This window comes from Zwartia vadi, from assembly GCF_030410375.1.
Taxonomy (GTDB): Bacteria; Pseudomonadota; Gammaproteobacteria; order Burkholderiales; family Burkholderiaceae_B; genus Zwartia; species Zwartia vadi.
The window spans coordinates 1-19,538 of sequence record NZ_JAUHHE010000021.1 but is presented as its reverse complement, the minus strand read 5'-3'; the positions used below and the strand labels follow the sequence as shown (position 1 = coordinate 19,538).

The following is a 19,538-nucleotide window of genomic DNA, read 5'->3' as shown; positions in this document are numbered from 1 at the left end:
ATTAGGACTCCGACCCTGCCTCACCAGCGGTATCTGGCGTAGCATCCGGTTTAGTCAAAGAGTCTTTCGCATCTGGCGATGCATTGGTTGCAGGTTGATCTGCATCCGCATCATCATCCACATCGCTTTCGACCACTCTGCGCACACCAGACAACTCGCTGCCGTCATCCACGCTAATGAGTGTGACACCCTGCGTCGCGCGACCCATTTCACGTATTTCCGCCACTCGCGTGCGTACAAGCACTCCGCCCGTTGTGATCAGCATGATCTCGTCCGTGGCATTTGCCAGAACGGCTCCGACAACTTTGCCGTTACGCGCAGATGTCTGAATCGCGATCATGCCTTTGGTGCCACGGCCATGGCGCGTGTACTCAGTAATCGGCGTGCGCTTTCCGAAACCATTTTGCGTGGCGGTCAAGACTGTTTGGGTTTCATCTCCTGATACAAGCATCGCAATGACCTGCTGGCCTTCCTCGAGCATCATGCCGCGCACACCGCGCGCGTTACGCCCCATGGGACGGACATCATTTTCGTCAAAGCGCACTGCCTTACCGGAGTCGGAGAAGAGCATGACGTCATGCTTACCATCGGTCAACTCAGCGCCTATCAGGAAGTCGCCCTCGTCGAGGTCAACCGCGATAATGCCTGCCTTGCGTGGGTTGGAGAAATCTGAAAGCGGTGTCTTTTTGACCGTTCCGCGCGAAGTCGCCATGAAGACTGTCTGATCATCGCTAAATGCTTTGATCGGCAAGACGACAGTGATCTTCTCACCATCCACCAACGGGAACATGTTCACAATCGGTTTGCCGCGCGAGATGCGTGTGCCTTGCGGCACCTCCCAAACTTTGAGCCAATAAACACGGCCGCGGTCTGAGAAGCACAGCAGATAGTCATGCGTATTGGCAATAAACAGCTGATCGATCCAATCATTTTCTTTGGTGGCAGTGGCTTGTTTACCGCGACCACCACGGCGCTGCGCACGATACTCGGACAAAGGCTGGCTCTTGATATATCCACCGTGCGACAAGGTCACAACCATGTCTGCAGGGGTAATCAAGTCCTCAGTATCCAGCTCAGTGGCGTTGAGCTCGATATCTGAACGGCGGACGTCTTTTGCATTAATTGAAAACTCGGTCTTGATTGCCTGCAACTCGTCACTAATGATGACGGTAATCCGCTCAGGTTTTGCCAAAATATCCAACAAATCCAAAATTGTTTCCATGACGGATTTGTATTCGCTAACAATTTTGTCTTGCTCAAGTCCAGTCAAGCGCTGCAAGCGCATGTTCAGGATTTCCTGAGCCTGCGTTTCACTCAAGCGGTACTGACCATCAGCCTGCAAGCCATATGCGTCTGGAAGATTGTCCGGACGATAGGCGCCGCGCCCGCCAACTGCTACGGTATCTGCTCGCGCAAGCATTTCACGCACAAGCGAAGAGTCCCAAGTCCTGTCCATCAAATCTTGCCGCGCAACGGGTGGCGTAGGCGCTGCCTTGATGATTGCGATGAACTCGTCGATGTTCGCCAACGCAACAGCAAGACCTTCGAGAACATGACCGCGTTCACGCGCCTTGCGCAGCTGAAAGACGGTACGGCGCGTGACAACCTCGCGACGATGCGCCAGAAAATACTCCACCATCTGCTTGAGATTGAGCAGACGGGGTTGGCCGTCGACAAGCGCCACCAGGTTCATCCCGAAGGTATCCTGGAGCTGTGTATGTTTGTAGAGATTATTCAGAATAACCTCGGGGACCTCACCTCGCTTGAGCTCGATCACCAGACGCATGCCGTCCTTGTCTGACTCATCACGGATGTCGGAAATGCCCTCGACCTTTTTCTCATTGACAAGCTCGGCAATGCGCTCCTGCAAGGTCTTTTTATTCACTTGATAAGGAATCGCATCAACAACAATCGATTGCCGATTATTACCAATGTCTTCGAAGTGGGTTTTGGCGCGCATGATCACGCGTCCGCGTCCCGTGCGATAACCTTCTCGCACACCGACGATTCCATAAATGATGCCTCCCGTCGGGAAGTCTGGCGCAGGAATGAGTTCGATCAGCTCATCAATCGTGCACTCGGGGTTGCGCAAACAATACAGGCAACCATCAATGACCTCGGCAAGATTATGCGGTGGAATATTGGTTGCCATGCCAACCGCAATACCCGAGCTACCGTTCACGAGCAAGTTTGGCAAACGTGAAGGCAACAGCAAAGGCTCGCTTTCACTACCGTCGTAGTTGGGACCGAAATCAACAGTTTCCTGGTCAATATCAGCCAACAGTTCGTGAGCGATTTTGGCAAGACGAATCTCGGTGTAACGCATTGCCGCCGCGCTATCGCCGTCGACGGAACCAAAGTTGCCCTGGCCATCTACCAACATATAGCGCAAGGAAAAGTCCTGCGCCATCCGCACGATCGTGTCGTAAACGGCTTGATCACCATGCGGGTGATATTTACCAATCACGTCACCAACGATACGCGCTGATTTTTTATACGCGCGGTTCCAGTCGTTATTGAGTTCGTGCATCGCAAACAACACGCGACGATGCACAGGCTTAAGACCGTCCCGGACATCCGGGAGGGCGCGCCCTACGATTACGCTCATTGCATAATCGAGATAACTGCGGCGCATTTCTTCTTCGAGTGATATCGGAAGAGTTTCCTTGGCAAAGGAATCCATAAAGTTCGCAACAAATGACAGCGGTTGAAAACCCGAGACGGGGTCGAAATGGTAAAAAGCAACTACAAATGGTCAGCCTTGGATTCTACACCGGCACTTGCCACGGTATCACTTCAAATAGGACGGCCAGTCGGCACACTGAAATAGAAAAAATATTTTTTTCTAAAACCGCTGAACTTTTCCAAAATTAGCCGGTCAGAAGTTCATCTTCTCTTGGGGAGGTATCGTCCTACCCACAAATTCCTGCAGGTTTTCGGATAGAAAATCTCGATAATTTGCGTCTAAACGTAAATTTTTGTTGCCAAAAACCAACAAGAAACGCCTGTTGAGCGTATAAATGCGCATATCAACGACTTAAGCGTGCCAGAAGAGTGACTAAACCTCATCAAATGCCTTAAGATTCGTTCAGCACGCAGGAAACCCAGCGGGTATTTTTAAATAGTGCTCACTGTGTTGCTATACTGGACCCGTTTCCTGATGTATTTTTTTATTTGCGGCGGGGGTTCGCTGCGAGTCACTTATCCAGCTTCAAGCTCAACGAGGAGAAACATGAACAAACCCTCCAAATTCGCTCTGGCACTCGCCTTTGCTGCTTTCACAGCAACAGGCGTCGCTTCCGCGCAAACGGTAGACAATTGGAAGAACGGCTCAGGTGAGCTCATTTGGAAGAACGGTTCCAATGAACTCTGCTGGCAGGACAACTTCTGGACCCCAGCTACGGCTGCAGCCGAGTGCGTCAAAAAATCTGGCCAGCCAATGGCTGACAAGATTTCGATCAAAGCAGAAGCTTTGTTCGACTTTGACAAGGCTATCGTCAAGCCAGAAGGTCGTAAGTTGCTCGACCAGGTTGCTGCTCGCCAAGCTGAAATCAATCTCGAAACCATCATTGCCGTCGGTCACACAGACTGGATCGGTACTGATGCCTACAACATGGCTCTCTCGATTCGTCGTGCTGACGCTGTGAAGGCATACTTGGTCTCGAAAGGCGTTCCAGCCAATCGTATTACTGCATCCGGCAAAGGCAAAGCTGATCCAGTCGCTGACAACCGTACAGCAGCTGGTCGTGCCAAGAACCGTCGTGTAGATATCGAAATCATCGGCAGCAAGAAGTAATTCTTGATGTTGACTGGCTAGGCCGCTTCGGCGGCACTAGCTAGACTAAAAGACCTCGCTCGCGAGGTCTTTTTTCTTTTGTGGACTCCCCTCGTTTATCGCCCAAAGTTTGGTAATGTATCTTGTTGTGATCAGCGCAATTTCATATCCATTTCGTGACATCCCTGCCGGACCTTTATAAGAATCGCCATGAACACTGACATGCCTAAGGGCTCCAATAACGTTGACCAGGCTGAACTGGACAAATTCAGCGCACTTGCATCGCGCTGGTGGGATCCAAACAGTGAATTCAAACCTTTACACGCTATTAATCCACTGCGCCTTGATTGGATTAAGGGGTTGACTGGCGGGCTGCAAGGCAAAAAAGTATTGGATGTCGGCTGTGGCGGTGGTATTTTGGCTGAAAGCATGGCACTCAGCGGGGCGGAGGTCACAGGAATTGACTTAGCGGACAAATCGCTTAAGGTCGCACGTTTACACGGCCTCGAGTCTGGTGTGCCTGTGACCTACCGAAGCATTAGTGCGGAGGATATGGCAGGCGAGCAACCCGGACAATTTGATGTGATCACCTGCATGGAAATGCTCGAACACGTCCCAGACCCCGGTTCAATCGTGCATGCCTGCTCAACGCTGGTCAAACCTGGCGGCTGGGTATTTTTCTCGACCATTAATCGCAATCCTAAATCTTTTTTGTTTGCAATCATTGGCGCAGAGTATGTTTTGCGCCTTCTGCCACGCGGCACGCACAGCTGGCGCAGTTTCGTACGTCCAAGCGAGCTCGCACAAGCCGCGCGGGCAGCCAAGCTCACAACACACCAAGTGATTGGCATGGGTTACAACCCTTTGACTGAACATTATTCGCTCAATCATGATACGAGCGTCAACTATCTCATGGCTACTCGTAAAGGCAACCTGTAAATGACCGCTCTTGTTTTGTTTGACTTTGACGGCACACTTGCCGACACAGCCCCCGATCTGGCAGCCGCCGCGAACAAGCAACGTCTGCGCGCAGGACTTGCACCTTTACCGCTCGACGTATTAAGGCCCTACTCGTCTGCTGGTGCACGCGGACTACTGCGCTGCGCACTGAACATGACACCGGAACATCCGGACTACGAACAGCATCGCGTGCAGTTTTTAAAAGACTACGAAGCCGCGATGCATGTCGACACCTGTTTATTCGATGGTGTACCAGAGTTACTCGACTCTATTTCTCGCAAAGGTTTATCGTGGGGAATTGTGACCAATAAAGCCACCTATCTAGCTCAACCTTTAGTTGCTTCACTTGGTCTGGACAAGGAATGTGCAGTCCTGGTTTGTGGTGACACGACGGCACACTCCAAGCCTCATCCCCTCCCCTTGCTTCATGCAGCACAAAAAGTAGGTTTCGGCACAGACCGTTGCGTCTATGTAGGCGATGACATCCGGGATATCCAAGCTGCTCGCGCCGCAGGCATGGCCTCGATTGCTGCAAGTTATGGCTATTGCGGACCTGATCATCCCGTGGAAACCTGGCAGGCTGATCATTGCGTTGCCTCAGCCAATGAAATGTGGCCCGCCATTCGCAAGATTTTGAACACTTGATACCGAGCCAATCATTCGCGGCATCAACAAAAGATGTAAATGTTGAAATATTCTGTCGATAAACTGAACTCTTTGACCTGTGATGGGTCTATCGCTATAGATTGTTCGTCTACAATCGTACTACTGGGGCCGATCCGGATTCGACGTGGGTCGCGAAACAGCGCAGGGCATGCCGAGCACCAGTTCGCTCGTAAATCCACTGGAAACACTATAAACGCCAACGACGAGCGTTTCGCTCTGGCCGCTTAAGCGGTGAGCCGCTGCACTGATTTGTCTTTGGGTCAAGTGGAGAAATCCACAGCAGCGTCATTTACAAAGAATCGGGGTTTGCCGGGTCACTCGTCAAATTCTTAAATCCAAGTGAATCGCCAAGGTCCGGCCTGTCGGTTGGCTAAGTCCAAGGTTAAACAAAAAGTAAATCGACTACGCATGTAGAACTGCCTGCAGAGGGCTCGCGGACGGGGGTTCAATTCCCCCCGGCTCCACCAAATACCGCACAAGACCATCCTTCCGAGGGTGGTCTTTTTTTATGAAAAATTCACTCATGCGGTATACGAGAACTAAAAATGAATCTGACCAATACTGACATCAAGCACCAATAAATTCAAAGACACGCTAGCATATCGAAATCACAATCGCTACGCCATCAGGGGCCAAAGTTCGTGATGGATCACAATGATTCAGTACATGAATAATTTAATCAAAGAAAACCAATGGCCCGAACTTGACGAAGGCGACCCGCTCGCCGATGCTGTCATAAATGACTGGTTAAACGCAACACCCCAGGAAAAAGCACTACTCATGCTAGGCATGAAAGAAGGTGCGCGTTCTATTCCACACGCTCCAGCTTCATATCGAAACTTTCTATTTGAAGCTGAAGAGTTTTTACTGTCTGCTCCACCACTAGATTTAGCCCAGTTACCTTATAAGTATGTCGGGCCCACTTGGATGAGCATCTCCATGGGACCGGGTGCACTTCTGCATACCTATACAGACCCTCAAATTGCAAAAGTCCTCATCCACACCGGAAAACTGATGAGTGAAGCCGCGTCCAAACGCTTATCAGAAACGCAATACTGGCTCCTAAAACTTCTACAACACAATGCGTGGCAGACGGGAGGCTCAGGGTTTATCCACTGTCTGCAAGTTCGATTGATTCATGCCAAAGTTCGAGCGAGCATTCGAAAAGCGCGCGGAGGATCGATAGACTTTCAACCGATTCCTCAACGGCTAATGCTGCGAACATGGCTAGATTTTGCAGTGGTCTCACCTCGGGCACTTGAGCGACTTGGCCTTGAATGGACCGGCGAAGAAAAATCTCATGTCGCGGCGCTCTGGCATATCGTCGGGCTACTGCTAGGCATACCAACCAGAGTCATGTCGGAGCTTGCCAAGCCAGGCTGCGCAACGGAATGGTTAAACCACTTCAATCAGGAGATGCCTCAGCCAGACGACAATGCGAGAGTGCTCACGCTCTCGATGCTTGAGGCAATCGGTCAGCGCATGTCCATGGTCATGAAGCTACCAAAAGATATCGCAATCGCACTCATGCATGGATTCGCCCGACATATTCATGGGGATGCTCTGGCCGATGCAATTGGTGCTACAGATACATCAGTTTCTGCTCTGATCCCAACTTATGTTGACTCCAACCTTTATCACATGCAAAAAATCAGACAGGATGCCACCTTTAGACAGACCGTCATTGAACGATCAACAAAGCAGATGGATTCAATTTGTAGCCAAATCGAGGGCACAGCCGCCTACCAGCATATTTAATCCACCAGAAAAGAGCATTTAGATCAGCTATGTACCTTACTGCCGGACTCCATCGCTCCATACAACGACATCCAGAAAAAGTCGCAACAGTGAGCGGTGGACGTCGTCAAACGTACGCGGAACTAATCGAACGTGTCGCACGCACAGCTTCATTACTGAAGGCAAACGGATTAAAAGCAGGAGATCGGCTGGCAATCATTTCTCAAAACTCAGACCGGATGATCGAACTGCTTTTGGCAGCATGGTGGTCTGGCTTGGTTGTACAACCCGTCAATACACGTTGGTCACCAGCAGAAATGGCCTATGCCATGACGGACTCTAGAGCACGCGCGCTAGCGACTTGCTCAAACTTGCTCAGCACTGTCCAAGCGATTGAGTCCGAACTGCCGGAGCTAGTTTGTCGGTTCTATATGGACGATGATCAAGAGCCCGTTGGCTATATCAAACTAAGCACTCAGATCATCACCAGCCCGACAATTGAGGATGTGCGCTGCGCGACTGATGATTTGGCGGCCATTGTCTACACTGGAGGCACAACAGGCAAACCGAAGGGCGTGATGCTCTCCCATGGCAACTTCTGGTCATCTCTGGTCGGAAGAATGGTCGAAGTACCGAGCTCACCACAATCCGTCACACTCTTGACCTCTCCAATGTTTCACGTGGCCGGACTCTCAAGAATGATTTTGCAAGTCCTGCTGGGCGGAACTTCTGTCGCACTTCCTGGATTTCAACCTCAATCAGTTATCGAGCTGATCAGACAAGAAGGTGTGCATGATTTGATGCTGGTGCCCAGCATGCTGCAAATGCTGATGAGTACTGCAAATTTTGATCCCGAATACCTGCCTACACTGAATAAGATTTTCTGGGGTGCGGCGCCCATTACGATGCCACTTTTACAACAAGCCTTAGAGAGATTTCCAAAGGTGGAGTTCGTCCACTCCTATGCAATGACTGAGACGGCGGCCTCTATTTCGGCATTGACAGTGTTAAACAATCCGTCTTTTCTTAAGAGCAATCGATTACGCTCTGTGGGTCGAGGCACCTTATCCTCTGAAATCCGAATCGCCGACGCGCAGGGAAAATCGTTACCTTCCGGCACGACAGGAGAAATTTTATTAAGAGGCCCCGGAATCATGAAGGGCTACTGGCACAAGCCTGTCGAAACAGCTGAAACGTTTATTGACGGCTGGTTGAAATCAGGTGATGTTGGTTACCTCGACGAAGAAGGCTATCTTTTTGTCACGGATCGAATGAAAGACATGATTATTTCCGGAGGGGAGAATATTTACCCGGCAGAAGTCGAAACCGTCATCTGTAGCCACCCTAGTGTCAGTGCGTGCGCCGTGATTGGTGTGCCCCATGAGCGATGGGGAGAAGCCGTTCATGCAGTGATTGTGCTTCATCAAGGACTGACAATCACTGAGGAGACACTACTCGCGTACTGCCGCCAATCACTCAGTCGATTTAAATCTCCCAAGTCTTTTGAAATCAGAGAGAGTCTGCCACTCACAGCTGCTGGGAAAATAGACAAAAAATTATTGCGCACGGCTCACACCTGAACTTCCCAAATAACAATCTGACAAATTCTGACATTTAAGTAACGCGTTGTATTTCAATCAGAATTTGTGGCGAATACCAACGCCTACCAACGAATAAGTCAGCCCTTGACTCATGCTGTAGTTTGTTGCGTATGCGCCCATCGCATAGATATTTGTTCTCGGAGTGAAGTTATATGTGTAGGCAAAGCTATAGACCGTTTGTGTATCAATTGGAAAGAAAAGACTCGACTGCATACCACTCGACGGCTTGGCCATTTGCCACGATAAAAATACATTGGTGGATTTGTTCGGTGTATAAGTGAGACCTAGCAAATAGGAGTCGACCGCAATATTTTGATCGAAAACAATACTGTTGTTTGTCGTACCAAGATCGCTTGGACGCTCAAAGCTTTGTATGAGCTGAGCGGGATTTAACCAGGCATTCCGTGTCTGACCGTAGGCGCCCGACAATTTAAATTGACCTACATCATATGCTGCGCCCAATATCCAGGCCGAGGCATTCGGCACCTGGCCTTTGGCCGTCGCAGCATTTGGATAATAAGCATCATAGGTCGCAGTCATGTAGAGAGGACCTTTTTTATATTGGATACCTGAAGTGATTGCACGCAGGTTATCTTGACTGGCAAAGTTGTAATCTCTGGAGTCACCTGGCACTACGGGATACTTACCATCAATGACGTAGGCGGAGGGAATTTGAGACGAAAAGGTATAGCCGACTCCCGCTTTGAAGCCTTCAATGCTGTCTGTCTCAAGTCGAATCATGTTGCTGAATCGCTCAGCGTTCGCAGAACCAAAAGAAAGGCCAAGCGATGCAGAAGCAAACTCACCAGGTCCGAAAGGCGTTAAATCTGAAATGTAGTCGTTAGCAAAGTCATATTGACGTCCTAAACGAAAATTCCCAAGTCCCTTACGACTGGCTCCAAACCAGGCTTGTCTGCCAAAGATGCGGCCGCTCTGGCCCATTGTTCCATTACCGATATCAAAACCATTTTCCAACACAAAATTGATATCTGTTTCGGCCGCAACTCTCTCCTTACCCCTAAGACCGAAGCGATTGCCTGATTGGCCTCCGCTAATCATTGCAAAACGCGAGGCACTACGATACGTGCCGGCGTCATTGGCAGAGTGATTTTGATATGCGAAGCCTGCATCAACCGTACCGTAAAGCGTGACTGATGACTGTGCATGGACTGATGACGCAGCAATTGTGAGCGCTGAGCAGCAGACATAAACAGGTAACAACCGCATTTTAAAATCCTCATATAAGTTTGATTTGTGAAATGATCTTAGGTCTAAGTTTTCTGATTCACAAGACACCATTGAGTGAGGTTTAACGCGCAAAACCGACAAATAACGACAAAAGTATATAAAAAGTGTGTCCGATGAATCTCGCGGCATAAACTCCTTCGAGAAATTCATCCTCATCTTCGTGGGTCGCAGAATGAAAGTTATAAGTATGTTGACCATTACATTGACTACAGTGCTGACCGGTTGCACTGGCATCAATTCAAGTAGTTTCAGCGATATGTCAACTGCATATCGACAAGTCGTTGAAAACTATAGTAATGAAAATATTTTGTTGAACATTGTGCGTTCGTCAAAGAATATGCCTCTGAGCTTTTTGGATATTCCATCCGTTATTGGCACGGGAAATGTGATGGCAAACGCAGGAGCGAATACAACGCAAAGCGCAGGCACTCAAGTCACCCCCCCCTCCATCACCTCGGGCTCACTCGGTCTTTCAGTCAATAACGGATTTACTTTTACGCAGGCTTCTTTAGATAACGCACAGTTCATGCAGTCGTTTCTTAAGGAAATTCCGCTGGGCGTTCTAGGGGTCAAAGGTACCGAACGTTTATTACCTCGCGCAGTGTCATATACGCTTTTAATTGAAAGCATAGAATTAAGAAAAAACAATCACTCAATTCACCGATTCAATAATGATCCGCTTGATCCCAAATATAAAGATTTTCAAAACCTTTTATATTTATTAATCGAGTCTGGATTGACGATCGAAAATGTGCAGGTTAAGACTCCGCTTGGACCACCGATTGAACCTGCGGCCTTGAGCAGATCAATGGAAGCCTGGGGTGGCTCAACAGTCGATAATATGGCCAAGGGTTTAATTTCCTTTGAAAAAGTCAACAAAAATGGCAGAGAGCTTTATCAGCTTGTAAAAAACGATCAGCAATCTCGTGTCTGCGTCAACAAATATAGAACTCAGGAGTTGCTCGGAGATATGTTGAGTCCACAGTCTTATTGCCAAGACTCGCCCCGATTTGCCAAACCTGACCTGGAGTATGCCAAAGCGATCAAGGCATTTGTCTCCCATTTTCCGGATGCCAAAAACCTAGAATTCGTCATCGGTGTGCGTTCACCCGGAAACGTATTCGATTTTCTGGGGGCTGTTCTGAATGCGCAATTCGAAGGCGATGGCTCCAAGGAAGTCATGTTGCAACCTTCTAAATCCGTGTTTGACAGCTACAACCAGAGATACAAGAAACCCTTGCCTTTATTCAAGGTGTATAGAAACGCCATCAATATTGATCCTGCCGCCTCTGTCAAATACAAAGGCATCACGTACTCCGTAGCGGACAATGACGAGTCCTACACAAAGGACGTGATGGAGTTTATGGCGACGCTTGTCACAATTGCCAAGATACCAGGTGCAATACCTGCTTCTCCCGCCGTGATTGTGAGGTAAATGATCATTCGAATTAACGACTTCGGATAGGCATGATGCTGGCAACCGTAAACTCTTTAAGAGTCACTCGTCCATCTCGATCTGTATCCATAGCAATGAACTGTGCCTCTGTAAAACCTGCCTGATTCGCTTCAGCAGTGCTTAAAAAGCCATTTCTATCCAAATCCCATTCGTCGAATGGTGAACCAGCCCCGCCGTTACCACCTGCCGATCCTTTGCCTCCGGTACCAGCATATGCACCCGACCTTATATCCGGGGCAATACCACCTCTTGCGGGGTCTTCAACAATCGCACCACCATTCCCACCGACCCCTCCCACATTTTGTGCGAAAGCAGCACTGCTAAGTGCCGCAACTGTTAAAGCGATAGAAAATTTTTTCAACTTACTCTCCTTTAAGTATCAAGCTTGAGTTTGAATTGGCATAAAAATTTGAACGTGTCCCATTTCATAAAGCTCCCTCAACGTACGGGCCACGAAGACTTTGTAGGATTCATCGATAAAAGTTTTATCAGGTTTTAAATCAATAACGGATCGGATTGATCTACGTGCTTCCATGGCCTCAAGAAGTTGATGTAAATATTTCGGCATAGTGAAGTGAAGATTACCTCTGGTGCCCTGCAATACTGAAAAGTCAGCAGACTCATGATCGTGATTGATATTCGCACCGGGAGATAAACGAAAGGTGAAATCAAATAAAGAATCATTCTCAAATGGAATAGACACCCGAGATACATAATCAGGATGTGCGGCGAACCAGCGGTGGGTTCCGCGAGACTGCAACAATAAATCGCAAACATGAGCGGATTGTTCAATTGAGAGATCACCCAATCTCGACCAAAGAGGATGATCCTCAGTAACTTGCGCTCGCAAACTGTACTCCGCAGGTTCACACCAATTTAAAAACTCTAAACCTGCACGTCTGGTGAAAGAAAAGATCTCCTTGACTGAGTAAGCCTGATCAATAGGATTGAGAAAAGTATCAACAATCCCTGCGTCATAATGTAAATCTCCAGAGTGATGGATGTAGCGCTTGACCGGATGATCTTGAGGTAACGAGTACAGAACGTCTTTAATGAGAGAGACATCTTCTGTTGTTTGCTCTAGTCGAATCAGTCGGAATGCTTCTTGGAGGGGATAGACTCCCATGCGCAAATGTTTTCCATAAACCATGATGTTCAGTATGCCATCTGGGCGCAAAACAGAGGCAAGCGCCTTGAGACCAGCATCCGGATCTTCTAAGTGATGCAATACTCCTGTGCATGTGATGAAATCAAAACTTCGACCGAGCTGCGAAATTTTCGTGAGATCCATTTCAAGGATTTCTAGATTACTCAATCCATGGCGCTCTTTGAGAAACTTCTGATGCGATAAACTCGATTCTGATAGATCGATTCCCAGTACATTCCAGTTTGGATTCTGACAAGCGTAATAAGCGGCTTGATTACTCCCGCATCCCGCGCACAAAATATCCAGCCTAGTCTCGACAAGATTTCTATCTGACAACATTAAGGGCCAATAGAATGTGGGATCGCCGATTTCGAGATAGGCACCTGTTGAAATCGCCTGTTGCATATCCATGACCGGACGGGGATAGACCCAATTGCGATACTGTTCAGACAATGACTGTGCGTTCATGAATAAGTGCTTGCACCTTCAATAAATTAAGTTCTGCACGGAAAATCACAATTAGAAATATACATTCGTATATAAAAAATCAGTGATATGAATTCCGACAAATTCTGACGATATAAATACGTTCAACTTCAGTGGCGATAAAATTTACGAAACACTGCACTCCAGCCAAATCTTAGGCATCGATCAATGAATACTAAAATTCCGAATACCTCATTAAGAAAGTTCTTAAAAAATGGACTGATCGGCATAGGCGGGCTCACATTGGGTATGCCGTTTGCACTTTCAGATCCACGCTATAAATTTGTTGACGCCAACCACAATGCTTCGGGAACGCATTCGCTCTGGATACGTGACGCAATTAAAAAAATGTGGCGAGATCGTGAGCAGTCAGGCATCACGCCATTGATCAAACTGGATTGCCCGTTTGATCAAAGAATCAGCATCTATCTAAAAGACGAATCTAAATCCAGGACGGGAAGCTTAAAACATCGCGTTGCTTGGGCGCTGTTGATGCATGCATTGATTGAGGGAAAAATTGGTCCGCACACGCACCTCTACGAGGCATCGAGCGGAAATACGGCCATTGGAGAGGCCTACTTTGCAAAGCTTCTTAATTTGAAATTTACCGCGGTCATGCGTGCCGGAGTAAGCGAAGGAAAATTGCGTGCGATTCGAGGCTTTGGTGGAAACACTGAAATTTTGACTCAGAATACAAGTCCTGCCGAATTTATTCGGCTTGCTTTAGAAAAACAGCCACACGCATACAACATCGATCAGTTCGCCAATGCTGAAAAAGCCCTGGATTACTACAAAGGTCATCCGGCAGCTACGATGAATATGGCAAACGAAATCTATCTGCAACTCCAGCATAGCGACCATGCATGTCCACAGTGGTTTATAACGGGAGCGGGCTCGGGAGGAACCGCCACAAGCATTGCAAGATATTTAAGAAAATGGGCTGACTACGACAAAGCATGTCCCGCTAGACTTCTGGTCGTTGATCCCGAAGACTCCGTATTAATGGATTGGTTTCAAACGGGTCAAAGCGAGCTTTCAATATCGACTGGCTCAAGAATTGAGGGTATTGGCTCTCGAGGTCCAATCAAAATGGGAAACACCTTCAGTCTGCTGCGCGAAGGTGTTGACAAAATCATCAAGGTACCCGATGCAGACTCAATCGCAGCCATGCATCTTTTAACCAAACTTGTCGGATTCGAAGTGGGGCCCTCATCAGGCACTAACTTTTGCGGAGCACTGAGTATCGCCAGCCAAATGCATCAATCCGGTCAATCCGGCGCTATCGTCTCTATTATTTGCGATGGGGGCCTAAGGTATGCAGACAATTACTACAATTCTGCGTGGATTGAAAAATCTGGCCTACAGTACCAAGTACCTTTATTGCGACTAGAGAAATTTTGGAATACAGGTCAATGGCTTTGACAAAATATGTCGCAATTGGTCGCTATTGATATGCACCTTAAGTGATACATTTTTATGAAGACAAACGTTCTAAAAATCCACTGAAAATAATATCAAACAAGATGCGTTTAACAACGACCCAGATTGCTTTAATCGCACTTTACTTACTATGCTCGACGGCCGTTTTTGCGTCACAAACTCATCATCCCATAAAAATAGACTCTGGCCTTTTACAAGGGCATATCCGCAAAGCAGGATCGGGTAAAAGCGTCATTGAATATCGTGGTGTACCTTTTGCGCAAAATCCAACTGGAGAATTACGCTGGAGTTTGCCTCAGCCTGCAATCCCTTGGAACGGTATTTTTGACGCCAGGGAATTTGGACCTGCTTGCCCTCAAGTATCAAGATTTAACTTAACCGATAGCAGTATCGAAGAAGATTGCCTGAGCATCAACGTCTCTGCCCCTGCAGATCTCAAGCCAGGAGAAAAATTGCCTGTTTTCTTCTGGATACATGGGGGAGCCTTTGTGGGAGGCGCTTCCAGTTTATACAGATTGGATAAACTTGCCTCAGAAGGTCGGATGATCGTCGTCAGTGCGAACTACAGACTTGGCGTTCTTGGTTTCGTTCCCCTCCCCGGATTAGCTAAAGAAAAAGTAAACGGTAACTTTGGCATTGAAGATCAAATGGAAGCTTTACGTTGGATACAACGTAATATTTCAGCTTTTGGTGGGGATCCAAATAACGTCACTTTAGCTGGCGAGTCGGCAGGAGGCGCATCTATCTGCTTACATCTGAGCAGTCCTGATCAGGTTAAAGGACTTTTTCATAAAGCCATGATCGTCAGTGCAGGCTGTTTATCGCAAGTCAAGACTACCTTTGAAGCAATCAATAAGATCGGAAAAGTCATCACAAAAAAACTCGGATGTCCTGAAGATGATGACTTGAAATGTTTACGTCGTCAATCGGTTGCTGAGATTCTAAAAGTACAAACTAAGTTAGCAGATGATCATCCAACAGATCTCGCTATGTATGCCCCAACGCATGGGACACCTTCTCATCCGAACTCAACCGTTCCAACTTCGATTACCGACGCACTCAATCGCGAAAACGGCGGTAGTTTTGCGACGGTTCCTCTCGTCATTGGTGGTATGGAGAAAGAACTTCTTATTTATGTCGGATACTGGTGGCAGGATGCACTAGCTGGGAAAGGTCCCGCCTTAGACAATCAAACAATCAATCGTCTTTGGTTGGAAAATTTTTATGGAATACACTCAAAAGCAGTGGCAAAAAAATACGGATTTGAAAATCCGAAAGTCGGCGCACATCGATTGGGAGAGGCTTTATCAGACTTTAATCCTAAATTGGCCCTCAATAGTTGCATCTACTATAAGACTGCTGACAAAATTATTGCTTATCCCGATGCACGACTGACCTATGTTTTTGAATTTGCCGATCCAAATGCTCTGGTCAAGGGCGTTGCAATCTTACCTCCCTATCCGGATTTTCCACTTGGGCCCGTACACTCTTCCATACTCAATTATTTGTTTCCTCATTTCTCAAATAATATAAAAATCAACGCACCCAATTTGACTCTCGCATCACAAGCGCTTGCCAATCAAATTGTTCAATATTTTTCTGCTTTTGCAACAACTGGTCAGCCTAAGATCTCGGGTGCTCCAGTCTGGCCTAGCTATAAAAACAGTCAGGATATTTTTAAATTCACTCCTGGAGTCGTAGGTCCCTTTGATGGGGGGCTAGCTCACCATTGTGATTGGTGGAAAACTCTTTTTCCCAATCCTTAGTTAATCTGAACGATTAAAGAGAAAGGCATATCAACATGAAAACTGTAAAAAGGGTGGTTTCAAGTTTGAAGTGCAACAAGCCGGCGGTAATACTCGTCGGCATTAAATGTATCAGGTAAAAAGAGTTCTGCAGGGCATTTAAAGCCGAGACTTTTTCGAGGTCTAGTATTTAATGCCCAAGCAACACTATCCAGTTCTTCTTGGCTAAACACGGACAGGTCGATTCCCTTGGGTAAATATTGTCTCAGTAATCCGTTTGTGTTCTCGTTGATGCCACGCTGCCAAGGGCTGTGGGGGTCTGCGAAGTACACCTTTACGCCTGTGCGTTCGGAGAGCTTCTCATGCTGAGACATCTCGCGGCCTTGGTCGTAGGTCATCGACAAGCGACGCTGTACTTCGATCCGGTTGAGAACCATACTAAAGCCCTCGACCGCTGCTTGAGCACCACCATCTGCAACCTTGGCCAAGGTCACAAACAAACTTGTTCGTTCAACGAGCGTGCCGACAGCCGAAGCATTTCCGCGCCCTTTGATCAGGTCGCCCTCCCAGTGACCAGGGATCACCCGCTCATCGACCTCTGGTGGTCGTTGGTGAATACTGACCATATTAGGAATCTCGCCACGGCGATCCTCACCGCGTGCGCGAGGACGACGAACTTTGCGTCCTTGCCTCAGGGTTGCAAGCAGCTCGGTACGCAGCTCACCGCGCGGCATTGCGTAGAGCGCCGTATAAATGGTTTCGTGACTGGCACGCATCGAGGAATCATCGGGGAACATGCGTGGAAGTATGCCCGCAATCTGTTCCGGAGAGTATCGTTGCCTAAGCAGTTTTTGAACTTGAAACCACAAAAAGCCGTCCATCGCCAAGCGAGAAGGCTTGCGGCCTCTGGAGCGAGTCAAAGCCGCACGCTGGTGGGCACTTGCCGCACGATATCCACCTGCCAAAGCGGGGCGACCGGCTTGAGCGGGCTGAGATCTTGGATCACACCATCCGTTACGCGCAAGCTCACGACTAATAGAGCTGGCGCTGCGATCCAGGCTCAAAGCGATAGCCCTCATGGTGCAACCTCGCTCAAGGCTCAATTGAATCAACGTCCGCTCTTCACAATTAAGATGTTTGTATTTGGTATTCATCGCAACACAGTACCTCAAGGTTAGTGTTGCACTTCAGTTTTGAACTCAACAAGAGTAATGAGTAAAAATCCTGCAAAAAATGTTCACACTGTACGTATGACTGATTTTGCGACCAAAACTGCAGCTTCAATCACTGAAGCAATCAGTCGATCTGGTTCGCTCAATCATTCAGACGGAAAAGTCAATGTGCATATTCATGTTGGAGACATCATTTTGATTGGTTTTGACGAGGCAATTGATGCCGAAGAATGGGGTATGAGAGAAAATAATACTGAAATAATCGGTGCTCCAACCTCAAATGGCAAACGACGTCAGAAGGAAAATGTCTCAAGCGAACAGACTGATAATAAAAAGACCTCACGCTCAGTCAGCTTTAAGAAAGGAGCGCTTGAACTAAATGCCACTGAGCATGCCGAGCCTGTCAAACAGTCTGCCGCTACCAAAAAATCGACCCGCAAGAAAATGAGCAAATAAAGGTGATCAATATGAATCAACGTATCGAATTAATCTCGCGTGATATAAAAAATAATACAACCCTCAAAGCGCATACTACCTATGTGATTGACGCCGAGATCCATGTAAAGAGCGGTGTCACACTTACGATCGAAGATCGCACGATACTGTTGATCACCAACGGATTAAAACCAAAATCAAGACTGCGCCGCTCATGCTTGATCTTTGATCAGGGATCTACTCTTTCAGCCAAGCGCTTGTATGTCAAAGCAGCAAGTGATAAGCATAAACCTGTCAAACAAAGTGATAACGGCGGAATCTGGTTTTTAGGAAACTTTCAGGATGCGACGAAAGACTCAATTTCAGTTGTCGAAAATCGTAAAAAGCCCTTGTCGTCTTTCAATGCGGAGATGATCGCAACATATTACCTAGGGCGCCATGACCCACTAAGTGAAACAAAAAAACAAAAGGCCATCGCTGCGCGAGATGACATTGACGGATTTTCAATATTGGGAGTAGGTAAAAAAGAATGGAATGTCCGTACTGTTCGAACTTTTTATTCAGGTGACGATGGTCTCGACATCACGAATTCTCATATCTCGTTTGATCGTATTGAAATTAAAAATCCAATGGAAGACGCACTGAACTTTAGTAGTAGTCGTGTGGAAGTACATAAAAGTTTGATTATTGATGCGACCAAGGATCAACGAGCGGATCGAGATATTTTCGATTTTGAAGTGGACGATGGATCCACCTTCATGGAAATTTATCAACATTGTTCGATTAACATCTGCGGATGTTTTGGTGATGAAGTGGTATTGAGCTCAATTGATTTACCTCATCCCAATCCTAATCCTGATGCGCGCTATGCATTCAAAGGAAAATCAAAAAACCGCTCCACTCTTGTCTACTCAATTCGTCGAGATTAAATCCTCCATTGAACAGGAAGTGCAACCATGAAAAATACCCCCCCTGTCAATCCAAGAAACTCCCTGGAGTCTCTAATGTTTGCAGCGCGATGGTTGCAACTTCCTTTGTATTTTGGACTGATCGTTGCGCTTGGAGCCTATACCTACGAATTCTTTATCCATTTGTGGGAAGTGGTTGAGTTGATTGTATTTAAGCGTTCTCCCGAAAGACATGTCATTCTTGAGGTTCTGGACCTGATCGATATTGTGATGGTAGCCAATCTTCTTGTCATGGTGATCGTTGGAGGTTATGAAAGCTTTGTTTCTAGATTGAATCTTGACGATCACCCCGATCAGCCAGAATGGCTCGCTCATGTCAATCCAGGCTCTCTAAAAATTAAATTAGCAATCTCCATCGTAACAATCGGTGCGGTACATCTATTGGCTACATTTGTTAACGCTGCACAAATCGAAATGGAAACAATTCTCATGCAAATGGCCATTCAAATTGTATTGATGGCGACAGCGATTACGATAGTCGTTGTGGATAGACTGTCCGTCAAAACACACTAGATCTCATTAGCTAATCTTAAGCTTGTGATAGTCATGAACAAAAATTTCGTACAACACTTGAGTGACCTGTCCCAACTTTTTCGATCCAAGATAACTTGAGACAATGGCCTCTTCGAGAGTGAGAGGCAAATGAAGAAGACGCGATACAGCGATGAACAGATTGTTCGGATTCTGCGGGAAACGGACAAA

The 19,538-nt window shown here is 47.4% G+C and carries 17 protein-coding genes and 1 other RNA gene; 12 read left to right on the top strand and 6 right to left on the bottom strand.

Annotated features, from left to right (window positions below; all coding sequences use genetic code 11):
- Position 1 precedes the first annotated feature (1 nt).
- On the bottom strand, positions 2-2,683 hold the full coding sequence (gyrA, locus tag QWY27_RS14565) for a DNA gyrase subunit A (RefSeq protein ID WP_290199163.1): 2,682 nt from the start codon (positions 2,681-2,683) through the stop codon (positions 2-4).
- Between the two features lie 549 nt (positions 2,684-3,232).
- Between gyrA and ompA the strand changes: the two genes are divergently transcribed.
- From ompA to QWY27_RS14535, 6 genes are all read left to right on the top strand, one after another.
- On the top strand, positions 3,233-3,796 hold the full coding sequence (gene ompA, locus QWY27_RS14560; protein WP_290199162.1) for an outer membrane protein OmpA: 564 nt from the start codon (positions 3,233-3,235) through the stop codon (positions 3,794-3,796).
- 189 nt (positions 3,797-3,985) lie between these two features.
- Positions 3,986-4,714 carry a bifunctional 2-polyprenyl-6-hydroxyphenol methylase/3-demethylubiquinol 3-O-methyltransferase UbiG gene (gene ubiG, locus QWY27_RS14555; RefSeq protein ID WP_290199161.1) on the top strand — a complete coding sequence of 243 codons (729 nt, stop codon included), beginning with the start codon at positions 3,986-3,988 and terminating at the stop codon, positions 4,712-4,714.
- A complete protein-coding gene (gene gph / locus QWY27_RS14550; protein WP_290199160.1) occupies positions 4,715-5,380 on the top strand; it encodes a phosphoglycolate phosphatase in 666 nt (221 codons plus the stop codon). It abuts the gene before it with no gap.
- A gap of 125 nt (positions 5,381-5,505) precedes the next feature.
- Positions 5,506-5,868: a transfer-messenger RNA gene (gene ssrA, locus QWY27_RS14545) on the top strand.
- A 199-nt stretch (positions 5,869-6,067) separates the two neighbouring features.
- A complete protein-coding gene (locus QWY27_RS14540; protein ID WP_290199159.1) occupies positions 6,068-7,159 on the top strand; it encodes an oxygenase MpaB family protein in 1,092 nt (363 codons plus the stop codon).
- A gap of 29 nt (positions 7,160-7,188) precedes the next feature.
- Complete coding sequence (locus QWY27_RS14535; RefSeq protein ID WP_290199158.1) at positions 7,189-8,718, top strand: class I adenylate-forming enzyme family protein; 1,530 nt, start codon at positions 7,189-7,191, stop codon at positions 8,716-8,718.
- Positions 8,719-8,775: 57 nt separating this feature from the next.
- On the opposite strand, the gene QWY27_RS14530 is transcribed toward QWY27_RS14535, so the two are convergent.
- Positions 8,776-9,966: a porin gene (locus tag QWY27_RS14530; protein WP_290199157.1), complete on the bottom strand. Its 1,191-nt coding sequence runs from the start codon at positions 9,964-9,966 to the stop codon at positions 8,776-8,778.
- 277 nt (positions 9,967-10,243) lie between these two features.
- Here QWY27_RS14530 and QWY27_RS14525 point away from each other — a divergent pair, with 277 nt between their 5' ends.
- Positions 10,244-11,422 carry a hypothetical protein gene (locus QWY27_RS14525; protein ID WP_290199156.1) on the top strand — a complete coding sequence of 393 codons (1,179 nt, stop codon included), beginning with the start codon at positions 10,244-10,246 and terminating at the stop codon, positions 11,420-11,422.
- 13 nt (positions 11,423-11,435) lie between these two features.
- On the opposite strand, the gene QWY27_RS14520 is transcribed toward QWY27_RS14525, so the two are convergent.
- Together QWY27_RS14520 and QWY27_RS14515 are read right to left on the bottom strand one after the other, a co-directional pair.
- Positions 11,436-11,804: an EF-hand domain-containing protein gene (locus QWY27_RS14520; protein WP_290199155.1), complete on the bottom strand. Its 369-nt coding sequence runs from the start codon at positions 11,802-11,804 to the stop codon at positions 11,436-11,438.
- Positions 11,805-11,822: 18 nt separating this feature from the next.
- The gene (locus tag QWY27_RS14515) at positions 11,823-13,058 is read right to left on the bottom strand and encodes a class I SAM-dependent methyltransferase (RefSeq protein WP_290199154.1); all 1,236 of its coding nucleotides are present in this window, start codon (positions 13,056-13,058) and stop codon (positions 11,823-11,825) included.
- Positions 13,059-13,244: 186 nt separating this feature from the next.
- Between QWY27_RS14515 and QWY27_RS14510 the strand changes: the two genes are divergently transcribed.
- Entirely contained in the window at positions 13,245-14,498 is a 1,254-nt protein-coding gene (locus QWY27_RS14510) for a PLP-dependent cysteine synthase family protein (RefSeq protein ID WP_290199153.1), read from the top strand.
- A 41-nt stretch (positions 14,499-14,539) separates the two neighbouring features.
- Entirely contained in the window at positions 14,540-16,282 is a 1,743-nt protein-coding gene (locus tag QWY27_RS14505; protein WP_290199152.1) for a carboxylesterase/lipase family protein, read from the top strand.
- A 59-nt stretch (positions 16,283-16,341) separates the two neighbouring features.
- Here QWY27_RS14505 and QWY27_RS14500 read toward each other — a convergent pair whose 3' ends face one another.
- Positions 16,342-17,415: an IS30 family transposase gene (locus tag QWY27_RS14500; RefSeq protein ID WP_290199151.1), complete on the bottom strand. Its 1,074-nt coding sequence runs from the start codon at positions 17,413-17,415 to the stop codon at positions 16,342-16,344.
- A 57-nt stretch (positions 17,416-17,472) separates the two neighbouring features.
- Here QWY27_RS14500 and QWY27_RS14495 point away from each other — a divergent pair, with 57 nt between their 5' ends.
- From QWY27_RS14495 to QWY27_RS14485, 3 genes are read left to right on the top strand one after another with little or no spacing between them, the layout of a single operon-like run.
- Complete coding sequence (locus QWY27_RS14495; protein WP_290199150.1) at positions 17,473-17,889, top strand: hypothetical protein; 417 nt, start codon at positions 17,473-17,475, stop codon at positions 17,887-17,889.
- Positions 17,890-17,900: 11 nt separating this feature from the next.
- The gene (locus QWY27_RS14490; RefSeq protein WP_290199149.1) at positions 17,901-18,797 is read left to right on the top strand and encodes a hypothetical protein; all 897 of its coding nucleotides are present in this window, start codon (positions 17,901-17,903) and stop codon (positions 18,795-18,797) included.
- A 27-nt stretch (positions 18,798-18,824) separates the two neighbouring features.
- Positions 18,825-19,349, top strand: coding sequence for a TIGR00645 family protein (locus QWY27_RS14485; protein WP_290199148.1), 525 nt, complete (start codon positions 18,825-18,827; stop codon positions 19,347-19,349).
- A gap of 6 nt (positions 19,350-19,355) precedes the next feature.
- On the opposite strand, the gene QWY27_RS14480 is transcribed toward QWY27_RS14485, so the two are convergent.
- The coding region (locus tag QWY27_RS14480; RefSeq protein WP_290199147.1) for a hypothetical protein at positions 19,356-19,538 on the bottom strand (183 nt) is incomplete at its 5' end.